Raw genomic sequence first — 14,940 nt, forward strand, 5'->3', positions numbered from 1 at the left:
ACGGAGAATATTTTGTTTTACCATCATTTTTTTCAGTAAATTTATTGAAAGATACCACCTTAGACCTATGAATCCTCCATTCACCTCAATTATAATTAATGTAGGTTAGATAAAGGAGGACCAATTATGGAATTTAATCGTTCTTACCCAAAACTGGCATCTTTCCTAAAGGATCATTTTGCCATTTCCAGAAAATCACAACAACAATCACTTTGGCATTGGTTCACGCTGATTTTGTTCGGGACATTTATTCTTGCTACTTTCACTCAACAGTTGCTTTTGTTGTTTGGCTTGATTCTGCTAGTTGCACTGATCAAAGGTCCCGGAATGATTCTATGGGGAGCCATTTATGCTTTTTTAATCAGCCTTTTTCCTCCTCTAGGTATCATTTTATCTGCGCTTTTCTTTCTATTGAATCTCAGTACTTTCACCAAAAATTGGCGAGTCACTTTAGTTGCTGGTTTCTTTTATTTTTACCCTGCAACGATCATGTCGTTAAGAACGCTCTCACATCTCGATAATCCTTGGTTCCTTTATAGCAGTTTATTCGCTGGGTTAGTGCTACTCCATTTGATGTTGAAAAAACTTTACCAACGCTATGGGATTGGCCGAACGATTTTTTGGTACATTGTATCGATACCTTTTACTCTTTTAAGTTTCTTGTTACCAACTCGTTTAAAAGAGCGATTCAAAAAAATACCCTCAAAAAAATAGTGTCAATTTGTATAGCGACCACCTAAAGTTAGATTTTTTGCTCTAACTTTAGGTGGTCGCTTTAATGTATCTATTCCAGGCAAAACATACTAAGATTAATATTTACGTTTGTTACATTTAGTAATCTGAAGGATGCTATTTACACAGTAAACTCATCATACTCTAAAAAAATAGGAATTCTTAAATTTGTTGTGAAAGAGAAATCATCTCAATTAACCCTTGCGCAGCTTCACTGCCTTTATTCCCTGCTTTCGTCCCTGCTCGTTCAATTGCTTGTTCAATGGATTCCGTGGTTAATACCCCGAACATCACTGGAATATTGGACTCCAGGTTAATATGTGCGACTCCTTTGGCTACCTCATTGGAAACCAATTCATAATGAGTAGTTGCACCTCTGATAACTGTCCCCAACGTAATCAACCCATCGTAACTGTCCTTTTTGCTGAGCTTTTTGGTAATAAAAGGAATTTCAAAAGCTCCTGGTACCCAATAAATATCAATTTGTTCTTCTTTCACGCCGTGCCTTTTTAAATTATCCAATGCTCCTTGTAATAATTTTTGATTGATAAATTCATTAAAACGCGCGACTACAATTCCGATTCGAAGATCCTTTGGAGAATAATTTCCTTCAAAAATTGTCATTTTCTTGCTCCTTTATTTTTATACTGATAAGTAATGGTGAAACTTATCTTTTTTTGTTTTTAAATAGGCTTGGTTTTCCTTTTTCGGAACAGTTTCAATTGGTACCCTATCGACAATCGTAATTCCATCTTGTTGTAACTCTATTACTTTATCGGGATTGTTTGTAAGTAAACGAATGGACGTTACACCAATTGATTTTAAAATTTCTGCTGCAAAGTGATAATCCCGTTCATCCGGAGCAAAGCCCAATTCAGTATTTGCTTCATAAGTATCCAATCCTTTTTCCTGCAATTGATACGCTTTTAACTTATTCCTCAATCCGATTCCGCGACCTTCTTGACGAAGATAAAGAATAGCTCCAGTCCCCTCTTCCTCGATCATTCTCATCGCTTCATGTAACTGTTCCCCACAATCGCAACGCTGAGACCCGAAGACATCACCAGTTAGACATTCCGAATGAACTCGGACTAATGTAGGAAACTGACTATTTTGAATATCTCCCTTTGTTAACAATAGATGCTCCCGTTTTTCTCCGTCTTCATAAATAGTCAATTTGAAATCACCATAATCTGTTGGTAAATTTACGGTTATATGACTATTTTCTTCTAAATAATTTACCAACTCATCAATCGTAATTAAGGGTAATTGCCATTCTTCAGATAAACGGGTCAGATCTTTCATTCTTGCCATCGTTCCATCTTCTTTCAGAATCTCACAAATATAAGCAGCCTCTACACTATTAGCTAATTTGGCTAAATCAATTGCAGCTTCGGTGTGTCCTCGACGTATAAGCGTTCCGCCATCTACACTAATCAAAGGAAAAATATGTCCTGGTCTAAGAAAATCACTTGTTTTCGAATGAGGATCAGCCAATGCTTTAATGGAAGTAGCTCGATCAAATACTGAAATACCAGTCTTCGTATGTTTATGATCCACACTAATCGTAAAAGCTGTACCAAACGCATCAGTATTATGCGTTGTCATTTCTCCTAAAGATAAGCGTTGCGCAATGTCATTAGAAATCGGCACACAGATTAATCCTCGACCAAATTTGGTCATGAAATTTACTGCCTCAGGTGTCACATATTCGGCTAAACCAACCAAATCTCCTTCTGATTCTCTATCTTCATCATCAGCTACAATGATTAATCCGCCCTTTTTCAAGGTCTTTATTGCTTCAGTAATATTCCTCATAATAAGTCCTTCTCCTTGTACATCTCAAATTTATTTCTCTGTGCCTTTACATATTTCCCAACGATATCCGTTTCTATATTCACAAGATGTCCTACACCTAAATTCCCCAGATTTGTTAAGGATTTAGAATGTGGAATCAGGCTAACAGAAAAGCTTGCTGTTGTTGTTTCCGTAACCGTTAAACTTACTCCATTAATTGCAATTGATCCTTGCGGAATGATTTCACCTGCATATTTGGTTGGATAAGCAAACGTCAAAATTAATGCGTTTTGATTCTCTATTTTCTTGATCAATCTTGTAATAGTATCAATATGTCCCGAAATAAAATGTCCTTCAAAGCGTTGTGTCATCAAAACTGCTCGTTCTAGATTTACCCTCTCTCCAACTTTTACGGTGGAGAAAGTAGTCCGTTTAAAAGTTTCAGGCATTATTTCAGCTTTAAAAAATGTGCTTGAAACCTCAATAGCAGTTAAACACACGCCATTGACTGCCATGCTATCTCCAATTTTGTAATCACTTAGTATACTGTTTGAAGCTTGGAAAGTGAGTTGGATCATTTGTTGGTTTCGTCTAATTTCTTTGACTTTTCCTTGCTCGGCGATTAATCCTGTGAACATTGCTTTCGTTTCCCCCTAACTCGAATGTCTTTTCCAAGCTGTTCAACTTCCAAAAATACTAATTGTTGTTCTTTAGAAACTAAACGTTCACTATGAAAGGACATCGGACTGTTTCCACCAAAAAGTTTGGGCGCAATATAACTGATGACTTCATCCCAGAGATTTTCTGCTAAAAAAGCATCATGAATTTTCGCTCCACCTTCTATATACAGCGACTGAACACCTCTTTTTCTCATGGTCTCAATAAAGAAGGTAAAAGAAAACTTAGGCGTATAAAAAATAGTTACATGGGGAAACAGCTCCTTTAGCTTAGGGTTTTCCGTAAATATCCAGACTGGATTTGTTGTCGTTTGAAAAAGATTGAGTTTAGGATTTTTAAGAATCCGCCCTCTACGATCCAAAACAATGCGCACTGGTGGAAAGTTAGTTACGATATCAGGCAACAAAATAGGGTTATCAACTAGAACGGTTTCGCTTCCCACTACAATTCCTTGATGTTCTCCTCGTTCTTTCCGTACTCTTGAGATTGCCTCTGTACCTGTTATTGAGTACCGCGAACCTTCCTTTAAAGAAATCTTTCCATCTAGTGTAATAGCTTGTTTTAATGTGATATAGGGACGATCCCTTTCAAAAAAATGGTTATAAAAAGGGTTCAGTGCTCTACATTTCTCTTCTTCCACACCTACAATTACTTTGATCCCATGATTTTGTAAAAATTCTTTCCCTTTTCCTGCTACTAAAGGATTTGGGTCAAGTTGACCTATGACTACCGTTGAGATACCAGACTGAATAATAGCTTGCGTACAAGGCGGCTGTTTCCCTTGGTGGTTACAAGGTTCTAAGGTAACATATAGAGTTGAATTAAACAGTTCTTCGGGGGAATCACAATTTTGAATAGCATTTACTTCAGCGTGGGACTCGCCATATTGTAAATGGGCACCTAGTGAGAGTAGCTTTCCTTCTTTTACAATCGCTGCTCCAACTAATGGATTGGTAAAGGTATTTCCCTTTCCTTTTTTTGCCTCTTCAATCGCAGCCATCATGAAAGACTGGTGCATATCAATTCCCCCTTTCAACAAAAAAAGCCCTGCGAAATTAATCACAGGGCATAACTAAATAAACCTAAAGATAATCGATTTTAATACAAATAAAACCGATCTTCAGTCGATTTTTCTTCTCCCATCCAGACTTTAACTGTCGGTGCCAGATTCTCACTGGCTCAACCACAAAAATGTGGGTCACGGACTTCGAGTAAACTCGTCACCGTCGGTCGGGAATTACACCCTGCCCCGAAGAAATATTCAATTCGTTTAGAGTATATTCTTAAAACTTAATTGTGTCAACCTAAAAAATAGAGAGAAAATGGCGTATGGACGTCCTCGTTTATTTAATGCTAATCATATGATTAGAACAAGTATTACATATTTATAAAATAGTCTCCTAAAAATTGATTCATTTTACCTAAATATCAGCTTTATTATTTTTTGTCTTTTGAAATCGTTTACAAAAACTTAGTTATCTCGATTGTATGAAGTCACAATCTGTGACATCATGATAATAGTCATATTCCACAATTTCTGACTAATTGTACCTCTTTTTATGTTTAAATATAATTAAAAAGGAAAAAGAAATATAGGAGGTTTTTATGGAATTTGGAAAACTGTTAAAACAAGAAAGGAAGAAAATGAATTTGACCCAAGCGGATTTGGCTGAACAGTTAAATGTAAGTCGTTCAGCGATTTCAAATTGGGAAATTGGTAGAAATTATCCCGATATTCAAACAATTATTGATATATCTAATGTTTTAGGTGTATCTCTTGATTATCTTTTGAATGAAGATCAAAAAATAATGGAAGCCGTGGATAATGATTTAACAAAGAAAAAAAAGATAAAAAAGATCTCTGTTATTTTGGCTGGATTACTATTAGTGGCTATTGGGACTATCATTTTTCTTTTATATCCAAAAAAACCTACGATAATTTTTGTTAAGGATGTTCTTCCAAAAAATTCTGAAATTTCCACCTTAAAGAAACATGAAATAAAGGAAGTTTTTCTTGAAGACCATCAATTAAAAATTATTTTACATATCACAGGAAATGAAGCTGGGTATTATGTAGAAAGTGGTGCTGACGAAATGACAGTTAGCCTCTATAAAACAAAAAATAAATCTTTGAAATCAAATAAACTTATCCCATACGATGGAGTGTTTACTATCGATTTAATCGAATACCCTCGCTTAAAAAATATTTATATCGCTTATTCTCCTAATTAATTTATTATTAATTTCGTCAGTTTAAAATCAAGTTAATAAGTCCTAATTTTGATAATGACTATCGACAATCTCATCTTTCAACTCCCACAATTTTAAAAATATAAAATTTTTTCTTCTGCTTGATTGCTTACCATATTTAAACATTCAGTTTTTCCAGATCCCCAAGTTCCATTTAAAAAAAATGTCTTTTTTGCTTTAATTAATTTTGAAAACATTTTTACTGCTTCTGTAGTATCAATTCTTTCTAACTCTATTTGCTTTATGACAATCCCCTCCTAAGAAATAAATTTCCCAAGTGTATCTTTTTTAATATATTTCAGTTCATTAGAATTATATATAGTAAAAATAGTTTGCGATTCACATAGCTGCCAAATAAGAATTTAGCACAATTTGGTACTAATACTAACTAGCGATTTATTTCCTATTGCTCAACTTAGTTATGGTACTATACGTTCTAAAGTTACATTATTTATCAGCTTAATCTCTTCGTTTCTCAATTTTCAATTTTAATTATGCTTTTCATTAGGTGCTCAATTTCGTTGACTGTATCTGTAAATGAAATGGATTTCGCAAACGTGTTAACTGAACGATATTTTTCCCACTGTTCTTCCAAGTAGTCGTTTCCTCTGATCTTTTCCATTTCTCTTTCATAATAAAAAGACAAAGATTCGGTATCTCCACGTTTTGTGAATGTATTTCGAACACTTTTATATAACTCTTTCGTATCAATATTTTCTAATTTTGGTATGGTAAATAAGTCATAGTAATCTTTTACTCTCGAATTATCTGTACCAAAGCTGAACGTAGCACTTAGCTTTTCTTCAATAATTTGTTCTGTTGGATAAGCTGGAATCTCCACTTTTTTATCTTCAAACATTAATTGGTGATAGTGTGTATCTACTTCAGGATAAATAGAATCTCCTGTTGTCACGTCCATTTTAAACGGCACACGCACTTTCTCTAAATTAGCCACCAATTTAATTTGAAATCCAGGATAAAAATCGGCTTCTCTTGTTTCCTTCATTCCTTGAATAGAGAAAACAATACCTTCTTTCGTGGGCTTCCTAATCAAATCATTAAAAATATTCTTCAATTTTTCTTCAGTTAATTTGCTATTTCTAAATGTCGTGTCGATATCAATTGTTGTCCTTCTATCGATTCTATATTTTGATCCTAATAAAAAGCCACCTTTCAAAATGAAGTCATTTTTGTACTTTGATTCAGAAATTTGTTCAATTAAACGATCCATCATAAAATGCCGTTGTACTAACTGTGCATTTAGCCCTGTACTCTTTGCTAAATTTCTGGTTTTTGATGCAAATTGTGTCGGTGTCATCTTTTCCCTCCATTAATATAAGCTTTGCATGTGGTATTTCATTTCTTTTTCTACATGTAGTTTTGTCATATAATCTCTTAATTTGCTCGGATCTCTCAATGGATCTTCCATGTACTCTTTTAATGCTGCTAATTTCATTTCGTATTCAATTTCATATCTCGGATTCCAAATATCACAAAGTGTACGCTCTTTATCATACATAGTAATAGGATTCCCTTGGAAGGAAGTTCCCTCTACTTTTCCTAGCTCATAAACTTCTTTCTTCACGAAATGAAATTGTAACTGCTGCTCTTTTGTAATTGAACGATCAACATTGTATCCATGGGGAAAAGTTAAATGAATGAATTTCGGCATATTCGTAGAAAGCTGGTAAATATCTAAAGTCGTTTCATGAGAAAAGATTCCCCTGGAAAATCGTTGCTGAAGCCAAAATAAATCATCTATTCCATGACCATCCTCTACATAATAACCACGATCAACTTTGATCAATTTTCCTTTATTCACCAATCTTTGTACAGTAGTTGCTGCGATTCCAAATTTTCTGGCTTCCTTCATAGATAAATTTCCATCGCGAATAGCCAACAATTCTTTCAATTTATCTTGCATTTACTTACCTCTTCTTTCGTTACAAATACACTACTTAAATTATATCATGGTAGTTTAATTGTAACAAGATGAACTTTGATGTCGATGAAATTCGCCAGCATCTTTTTTATGATGTAAAAGGGGAAAAAAGACACCTGGAATCCTTTAGAATTAATTTGACGAATCAATTCATAGGAGGACTCAAAATGGCTTATACTCAGCTTATCGAAGGACTTTAAATATTCTAAACCTAACTATCTATTCCGAGGAAAATGATTTAACCAAAAAAATATAATGGCAAATTTAATTGATTGGCAAAGATACTCTTCAATACACGCCCGAAGAATATCCACATTGTCATTTGTCGTCTCCTCTAGGATCATTTGTTAGAAGGACAATTATTGCGACGATTTATGATTCGTCCTATTAAAACCAACCAAATAAAAAAGACAGAAAGAAGTATTTCTTCTTTCTGTCCAAATTATTCTAAGATTATTCTTTACCAACATCATTTGACTACACTACTTTTTATGATGATTGGCTCACCATTCACGCTTACTGATTATTGACCTAAATCATATGGATGTTCATCTTACCCAATTTCTGAACCATTTGGCATTGATTTTGGCGCTTCGACTACTTGTAACGTGCCATCTGGTGCTTCTGCAGAAAGAATCATCCCTTGACTGATTTGTCCACGCATCTTACGTGGTTTCAAATTCGCTACGATCACTAGTTTTTTGCCGATCAATTCACTTGGATCAGGATAAAATTCAGCGATACCTGATAAAATTTGGCGGTCTTGGTTATCTCCCGCATCTAAACGGAATTGCAATAGCTTATCTGCTCCTTCAACTTTTTGACAGTTGATGACTTCAGCTACTTTTAATTCCACTTTTTCAAATACATCAAATTTGATTTGTTTGTCTTTAGTTGAAACAAGCACAGTTTCTTCTGGGTCCCATTTCACTGATTCTTCATTCGTTTGGGTTCCTTCAGACATTTTCGCTTGGATATAGCTGATTTCTTCTTCCATGTCCAACCGTGGGAAAATTGGCGTACCTTTAGCAACTACTTTTGTTCCAGAAGGAAATTCGCCAAAGTGCAAGCCTTGAAGATTCATCGTTTCTGGGTCTAGTCCTAATTGATTAAAGATTTTAATTGGCGTTTCTGTCATGATCGGTTGCAATAAGATCGCAGTGATCCGTAATGATTCTGCTAGATGGATCATTACACTCGCTAATTCTTTTTTCTTGTCCTCGTCTTTGACTAAAACCCATGGCTCTGTTTCATCGATATATTTATTTGCACGAGAAATCAAGACCCAAATTTCAGCTAATGCCGTATTGAACTCCATTTTTTCCATCGCATCATGATATCGTCCGACGACATTTGCAGCTGTTGTTGATAATTCACTATCAAAAGGCGTCACTAAAGAAGCATAGTCAGGAACGATTCCATCACAATATTTATTGATCATTGCAACGGTACGATTCAATAGGTTTCCAAGATCGTTCGCCAAGTCATAGTTGACCCGAGAAACAAAATCTTCTGGTGTAAATACGCCATCTGAACCAAATGGAACAGCACGAAGTAAATAGTAACGCAGCGCATCGAGACCATAACGTTCAACTAGCATCTCTGGATAAACCACGTTTCCTTTTGACTTAGACATTTTTCCGTCTTTCATCAACAACCAACCGTGACCAAAGACTTTTTTCGGTAACGGTAAATCTAATGCCATCAACATGATTGGCCAATAGATCGTATGGAAACGGACAATTTCTTTTCCAACCATATGGACATCTGCCGGCCAATATTTTTGGAATAAGCTATCATCATCAGAGCCGTAACCTAATGCAGTAATATAGTTGGATAACGCATCGATCCAAACATAAACGACATGTTTAGGGTCGTCTTTCACAGGGATTCCCCAACTAAATGTCGTTCTGGAAACAGCAAGATCTTCTAACCCTGGTTTGATAAAGTTATTGATCATTTCTTTCTTACGAGATTCTGGTTGGATAAATTCAGGATGTTCTTGGTAATATTCTAAAAGACGATCGGCATATTTGCTCATACGGAAGAAATAAGATTCTTCTTTGACTAATTCGACTTCATGCCCACTTGGAGCTTTCCCACCGATTACATTTCCTTCTTCGTCTTTATAAACTTCTGCTAATTGTGTTTCAGTGAAAAATTCTTCATCCGAAACAGAATACCAGCCTTCATATTCGCCAAGATAAATATCGCCTTGTTCAACTAGACGATCAAAGATTTTTTGAACAGCCGCTTTATGATAATCATCCGTTGTTCGAATGAATTTGTCATAACTGATATCCAGCGTTTTCCAAAGTTTTTTCACATCCGCAGCCATCTTATCGACATAGGCTTGTGGTTCAACACCTAATTCTGCTGCTTTTTTTTCTATTTTTTGACCGTGTTCATCCACCCCAGTTAGATAAAACACATCAAAGCCCATCAATCGCTTATAACGTGCAACTGCATCACAGGCAATCGTTGTATACGAATTACCAATATGCAGTTTGCCACTTGGATAATAGATTGGCGTCGTAATATAAAAAGTTTCCTTTTCTGCCATGGGGCTCTTCCTCCTTTATCGCATGATGCGAATTCATTTCCTTGCTAGTATACCATAAATCAAAAAGACTGCGACGATTTTTTCGCTACCCTCTAACAAATGCCTTTCCTCTTTATTATTTTCCTAGTAAAACATGCTATAATAATTAATAGTGTGTGAAAAGAAACCTAGGAATCAGTAAGTTTCGTTTTTAGTAAGCAGCATGTTTACATGTAGGTTATCTCTCACAATGTCACGGAATCTTGTAGCAGTTCCGTTGTTTTATTTTGACGAAACATAGCTTCGACTTAATAGCTGCTTATAGGAAGAATACATCGTTCTCCCTTCTAAATAAACCTTTTTATAACAACCCAAAAGCAAGTGGATCTGAAATAGGTTGTTTATGTTTACGACTAATAGACAGTTCATTGTCCAAGAAAGGCTGAAATTTTATGCAAAAAAAACATCTTTATTTTACAATCAGTATCGCACTGCTTTCAGTGTTACACTGGCTGTTCAGCTATTTTTATATACGATTATATGGTTATTTTAACCTCCAAGGAAGCTTGAATCAGTTTCTTTTATTTACCCAAGTTTTTCGTTTTGTTCTCAATTTTTATATCATTTTTTGTGGATATGTAACGCTTCGTGAAGAAAATAGAAAACTGTTACTGATCTATTTACTTTTCTTCTTGTTCAATTTACTCCTACCGTTTTTATTCCCTATCTAAGTATAGAAGTCTTTCTCCAAGGAAAACTTTGGTTTTTTTTTGGAGTCTGCTAAAATAAGATAAAAGTATATTTAAACAAGAACGTCATCAGGAGGTTAAAAGATGAAACAATTTGCTTCTAAAGAAGAGGAAAAGTTATATTATGAACATGAAGCAAGTGAAGCTGATTTTCTTGACTGGTATCAAAAGCAAGAACGCCCAGAATATGACAAACCTTCTTTGACTGTTGATATCGTGTTGATGTGTTACAACAAGGAAGAAGACCAGTTAAAAATTTTACTGATCCAAAGAAAAGGGCATCCCTACCGAAATTCATGGGCTTTACCAGGTGGTTTTGTCCAAAAGAATGAATCCACTGGTGAAAGTGTCTTACGTGAAACCAAAGAGGAAACGGGTGTCGTGATTTCTCAGGAAAATATTGAGCAGCTACACACCTTCAGCACACCGAACCGAGACCCTCGAGGCTGGGTCGTAACTGTCAGTTACTTGGCTTTTATTGGTGAAGAACCGTTGATTGCTGGTGACGATGCAGAAGAAGTCCGATGGTTTACCTTGACACGCCAAGGAAACAAAATCCATCTAACGAGTGATGAAGTTGCTATTTCTTTAGATTTACTGACAAGTGAATCTTCTGGCAAAGATACTTTAGCATTTGACCATAGTGAGATCATTACGAAAGCATTTAATCGAGTGACAAATAAAATGGAACATGAACCACAAGTCTTACAAGTATTAGGTAAAGATTTTACGATCACAGAAGCCCGAAAAGTATTTGCCAAATTTTTAGGGATCGATTTTAAAATGATTGATCATTCAAATTTCAAAAAAGCGATGCTGCAATACTTTGATGAAATTGGTGAACGACCAGTAGGAATCGGGCGTCCATCCAAGATTTATCAGTTGAAACCTGGAAACTATGAATAAGGTGAAGATTTCAGAAACCTGAAATACCAAAGATTTTTATTGGATTTTTCTGCAATCATTAATACCTGAGCAATCACCCATTAATGACCATCTGATAGATAAATACTTCTCATAAATAAGCCGAAGAATTACACAAAAGCAATGCTTTTGGTATTCTTCGGCTTATTTTAGAGGTTAGCCAGAAAGGTCATTACCTCCTTGTTTGGTTTATCATAATTAGTGAGCTTTTCTTGAGAAGAAAATTCCTAGAAACAAAAACAGCAAGTGTTTTTTATCAACAAGGCGATCCCTAGCGCTCCTACCAGTTCATTTATTCAAAAACCACTTGTTTCCCGATTTTTTCTAGTTCTAGACTTTTTTTAATCACTAAAGGATCGGTTTGTTCATTCATATTGATCAAAATCAACGTTTTATTATACCAGTTTGCTTTATACCTCAGCTTAGTCACTAATTTATACCAATCTTGAAGTGAGAAGTCTGACAAGAAAGTTTCATTAGGGACAGCTTCTACAAACAAATAATCATAATAACGAATCAATTTGCCAGATAACTGTTCCAAATAATTTTCTTTTTGAAATTTTTGTTTTAAATAAAGATCCATTACTTTACGCTTTTGTTTTTGATAGTTCTTCGATCGTTCCAAACGAGCTTTTCGTTTCTGAGCTGCCCGTCCCTTAATCCCTAATTTTCTCTTAGCCAGCTGCATTTCTTTTTCAGTTTTTTTCAACAATGGTAATGGTACATCAACTGGAGAGGATGTCTCGATTAGTTTTTGCGGATCATAAGCCACACCGATCCAACGACGAGACTCTGTTATTTCTTTCGCTGAAACCTCACAGAGTAAAGAAACATAAAAAGCTTCATTATAACGTGAGGAGATCGTTGCTGAACGAATCTCTCCTTCGATTGGTCGATGGAGGTTTACCTGAATGAGTTCTTTCTGTTTTGGCAGTTTTAGATACTTATCTTTCAAATAAATTGTGCCTTTTTGATTATTTGTTGTATAAGACTGCCACATACTTTTTTTATTTTTCAATTTTGGAAAACTGGCACGTTTTTTAAAATAATTACGAAACGCACGATCTAGATTTAGTTGTGCATTCGCAAGCGCTAAGCTGTCTGCTTTTTTTAAAAAATCATATTGCTTTTTTAAAGAAGCAGGAGTCAGTGTATAATCGATGACACCTGTTTTAGCATAGCTTTCCTGACGGGCTTTTAGTAAGTGGTTATACGTAAAACGAACACAGCCAAAATTTTGAACAAACCATTGCTTTTGTGAAGTCGTGGGATAAATTCGGAATTTAAAGGCTTTTAGCATCAGCACTTACCTCCTAAGACGTCACAAGTAAGCTCGCTTCTTTTTGCCGTTTCAATTTTTTTGCGTAATAAGCCACTTCTTGCTCTGTCGCATAGACAAAATGCTCTGGGGCAATTTCTCTTAATGTCCGTTTTTGCCCATCTTCTGGTTCTGGTTGATACTTGATTCTTTTCCGCTGTCTTTCATGATCGGGATCTGGTAGTGGAATTGCAGATAATAAACTTTCCGTATAAGGATGAACGCCATGATGGTAAATCTCATCACTTGTTCCCATTTCCAATAAACGACCGTTGTGCATGACACCGATCCGATCACTGATATGTTTGACCATGGATAAATCATGAGCAATGAATAAGTACGTTAGTTGTTGTTGTTTTTGCAGATCCTGTAATAAATTGACCACTTGCGCTTGAATCGATACGTCTAAAGCCGAAATCGGCTCATCACAAATAATAAAACGAGGATTAACTGCTAAGGCACGTGCAATACCGATCCGTTGTCGTTGTCCTCCTGAAAATTCATGAGGGTAACGTGTACCATGGCTCGGATTCAATCCTACCGTTCGAAGAAGCTCATCTACTTTTTCTGAACGTTCTTCAGGAGACTTGACCAATCCATTGACATCGATCCCTTCTGCAATGATGTCACGAACTTTCATTCGGGGATTCAATGATGCATAAGGGTCTTGGAAGATCATCTGAACCTCACGGCGAAACTTAGCCATTTCTTGTTTTCCTTTTAGCTTGGTGACATCTTTTCCATCAAAGAAAATCTCGCCATCGGTCGGTTCATTTAAGCGAATGACTGTCCGCCCAGTGGTTGATTTACCACTACCTGATTCACCAACTAAGCCAAAGGTTTCTCCTTCATAAATATGAAAGCTAATATCATTGACTGCATGAACTTCATTTTTCTTTCCAATATTGAAATATTGTTTTAGACCATTAACCTCTAGCAGTTTTTTTGGCATTCGTCATCCCTCCATTCGCTTTTTGCTTTTCTTCAAAAATCGCCCAACGACGTTTGATTTCTTCAGGTGGCTCTACTTTTGGTGCTTGAGGTGCTAAAAGCCAAGTTGCTGCTTGATGTGTTTTTGATAATTCAAAAAATGGTGGTTCTTCTTCTGCATCAATCTGCAAGGCATATTCATTCCGTGGATAAAAGGCATCGCCTTTAGGTGGATTCAATAAATCAGGTGGTGAACCTGGGATCGCATAAAGTCGTTCATTCGCACTATCTAAGGTTGGCATCGAACCTAACAAGCCCCAAGTGTAAGGATGTTGCGGATGATAAAAAATTTCTTCCGAGGTACCCACTTCAACGATCTTTCCGCCATACATCACCGCTACCCGATCCGCTACATTTGCTACTACACCTAAGTCATGTGTGATGAAGATAATCGAGGTATCGATTTTCGTTTGGATTTCTTTTAGCAGTTCTAAAATCTGGGCTTGAATCGTAACATCTAATGCAGTTGTTGGTTCATCAGCGATCAAGATCTCCGGGTAACAGATCAACGCAATCGCAATGACGATCCGTTGCCGTTGTCCTCCTGAAAATTGGTGAGGATAACTGTTGATCCGTTTTTCAGCCTCAGGAATCCCGACTAAGTTTAGTAATTCCAATGCTGCTTTTTGTCCTTCTTTTTTCGAAACTTTATTGTGTTTTCGCAAGGATTCCGCCACTTGTTTCCCAATCGTCATCGTAGGATCGAGAGAAGTCATTGGATCTTGGAAAATCATTGCGATTTCTTTCCCACGAATTTTTTGCATGGCTTTTTCTGATTGATCGACAATATTTTTTCCTTTGAATAAAATCTCGCCCGAATCGATCGTAGCATTACTTGATAACAATCTCATGATACTTCTGGTAGTGACTGATTTCCCACTACCAGATTCTCCAACAATTGCTAGAGTCTCGCCTTTGTTTAAATGAAAATTGACACCGCGGATCGCTCGGACTTTCCCAGCGTACGTATCAAATGAGATTTGCAAATTTTTAACTTCAAGAACTTTTGTCATATTCC

The 14,940-nt window shown here is 36.0% G+C and carries 15 protein-coding genes and 1 riboswitch; of the genes, 4 read left to right on the forward strand and 11 right to left on the reverse strand.

Features of this window, described 5'->3' with window-relative positions; genetic code table 11:
• Positions 1-126 precede the first annotated feature (126 nt).
• The gene (locus tag AB3I42_RS07955; protein ID WP_181914331.1) at positions 127-714 is read left to right on the forward strand and encodes a hypothetical protein; all 588 of its coding nucleotides are present in this window, start codon (positions 127-129) and stop codon (positions 712-714) included.
• A gap of 180 nt (positions 715-894) precedes the next feature.
• On the opposite strand, the gene ribE (AB3I42_RS07960) is transcribed toward AB3I42_RS07955, so the two are convergent.
• From ribE (AB3I42_RS07960) to ribD, 4 genes are read right to left on the reverse strand one after another with little or no spacing between them, the layout of a single operon-like run.
• Positions 895-1,356, reverse strand: a complete 462-nt coding sequence (ribE, locus tag AB3I42_RS07960) for a 6,7-dimethyl-8-ribityllumazine synthase (RefSeq protein ID WP_010720773.1) — start codon at positions 1,354-1,356, stop codon at positions 895-897.
• Between the two features lie 18 nt (positions 1,357-1,374).
• Entirely contained in the window at positions 1,375-2,550 is a 1,176-nt protein-coding gene (locus AB3I42_RS07965) for a bifunctional 3,4-dihydroxy-2-butanone-4-phosphate synthase/GTP cyclohydrolase II (RefSeq protein WP_010737164.1), read from the reverse strand.
• Positions 2,547-3,167 (reverse strand): riboflavin synthase, encoded by a 621-nt coding sequence (ribE, locus tag AB3I42_RS07970; RefSeq protein WP_034867445.1) that lies wholly within the window; start codon positions 3,165-3,167, stop codon positions 2,547-2,549. The genes AB3I42_RS07965 and ribE (AB3I42_RS07970) overlap by 4 nt, the downstream gene beginning before the upstream one ends.
• Positions 3,152-4,225, reverse strand: a complete 1,074-nt coding sequence (gene ribD / locus AB3I42_RS07975; RefSeq protein ID WP_010737162.1) for a bifunctional diaminohydroxyphosphoribosylaminopyrimidine deaminase/5-amino-6-(5-phosphoribosylamino)uracil reductase RibD — start codon at positions 4,223-4,225, stop codon at positions 3,152-3,154. Before ribD ends, ribE (AB3I42_RS07970) begins: the two co-directional genes overlap by 16 nt.
• Before the next feature lie 109 nt (positions 4,226-4,334).
• A riboswitch (FMN riboswitch) is annotated at positions 4,335-4,468 on the reverse strand.
• Positions 4,469-4,812: 344 nt separating this feature from the next.
• On the opposite strand from ribD, the gene AB3I42_RS07980 reads away from it, so the two are divergent.
• On the forward strand, positions 4,813-5,439 hold the full coding sequence (locus AB3I42_RS07980; RefSeq protein WP_010720777.1) for a helix-turn-helix domain-containing protein: 627 nt from the start codon (positions 4,813-4,815) through the stop codon (positions 5,437-5,439).
• A gap of 92 nt (positions 5,440-5,531) precedes the next feature.
• Here AB3I42_RS07980 and AB3I42_RS07985 read toward each other — a convergent pair whose 3' ends face one another.
• The 4 genes from AB3I42_RS07985 to metG form a co-directional block, all read right to left on the reverse strand.
• Positions 5,532-5,654 carry a P-loop NTPase fold protein gene (locus AB3I42_RS07985; RefSeq protein ID WP_258924808.1) on the reverse strand — a complete coding sequence of 41 codons (123 nt, stop codon included), beginning with the start codon at positions 5,652-5,654 and terminating at the stop codon, positions 5,532-5,534.
• Between the two features lie 278 nt (positions 5,655-5,932).
• Positions 5,933-6,775, reverse strand: coding sequence for a nucleotidyl transferase AbiEii/AbiGii toxin family protein (locus AB3I42_RS07990; protein ID WP_368022421.1), 843 nt, complete (start codon positions 6,773-6,775; stop codon positions 5,933-5,935).
• Between the two features lie 12 nt (positions 6,776-6,787).
• On the reverse strand, positions 6,788-7,381 hold the full coding sequence (locus AB3I42_RS07995) for a type IV toxin-antitoxin system AbiEi family antitoxin domain-containing protein (RefSeq protein WP_010737159.1): 594 nt from the start codon (positions 7,379-7,381) through the stop codon (positions 6,788-6,790).
• A gap of 571 nt (positions 7,382-7,952) precedes the next feature.
• On the reverse strand, positions 7,953-9,962 hold the full coding sequence (gene metG / locus AB3I42_RS08000; RefSeq protein WP_181914330.1) for a methionine--tRNA ligase: 2,010 nt from the start codon (positions 9,960-9,962) through the stop codon (positions 7,953-7,955).
• Positions 9,963-10,393: 431 nt separating this feature from the next.
• Between metG and AB3I42_RS08005 the strand changes: the two genes are divergently transcribed.
• Together AB3I42_RS08005 and AB3I42_RS08010 are read left to right on the forward strand one after the other, a co-directional pair.
• On the forward strand, positions 10,394-10,672 hold the full coding sequence (locus tag AB3I42_RS08005) for a hypothetical protein (RefSeq protein WP_010720781.1): 279 nt from the start codon (positions 10,394-10,396) through the stop codon (positions 10,670-10,672).
• 102 nt (positions 10,673-10,774) lie between these two features.
• Positions 10,775-11,596 carry an NUDIX hydrolase gene (locus AB3I42_RS08010; RefSeq protein ID WP_010737158.1) on the forward strand — a complete coding sequence of 274 codons (822 nt, stop codon included), beginning with the start codon at positions 10,775-10,777 and terminating at the stop codon, positions 11,594-11,596.
• Between the two features lie 310 nt (positions 11,597-11,906).
• Here AB3I42_RS08010 and AB3I42_RS08015 read toward each other — a convergent pair whose 3' ends face one another.
• Genes AB3I42_RS08015 through AB3I42_RS08025 form a run of 3 tightly spaced genes read right to left on the reverse strand, consistent with a single transcriptional unit; the run spans position 11,907 to position 14,935 of the window.
• The gene (locus AB3I42_RS08015) at positions 11,907-12,914 is read right to left on the reverse strand and encodes an RNA-guided endonuclease TnpB family protein (RefSeq protein WP_368022422.1); all 1,008 of its coding nucleotides are present in this window, start codon (positions 12,912-12,914) and stop codon (positions 11,907-11,909) included.
• A gap of 13 nt (positions 12,915-12,927) precedes the next feature.
• Positions 12,928-13,884, reverse strand: coding sequence for an ABC transporter ATP-binding protein (locus AB3I42_RS08020; RefSeq protein WP_010720784.1), 957 nt, complete (start codon positions 13,882-13,884; stop codon positions 12,928-12,930).
• Positions 13,859-14,935, reverse strand: coding sequence for an ABC transporter ATP-binding protein (locus AB3I42_RS08025; RefSeq protein WP_010737156.1), 1,077 nt, complete (start codon positions 14,933-14,935; stop codon positions 13,859-13,861). Before AB3I42_RS08025 ends, AB3I42_RS08020 begins: the two co-directional genes overlap by 26 nt.
• Positions 14,936-14,940: the final 5 nt, after the last annotated feature.

The organism is Enterococcus sp. C53, assembly GCF_040887425.1.
GTDB lineage: Bacteria > Bacillota > Bacilli > Lactobacillales > Enterococcaceae > Enterococcus_B > Enterococcus_B hirae.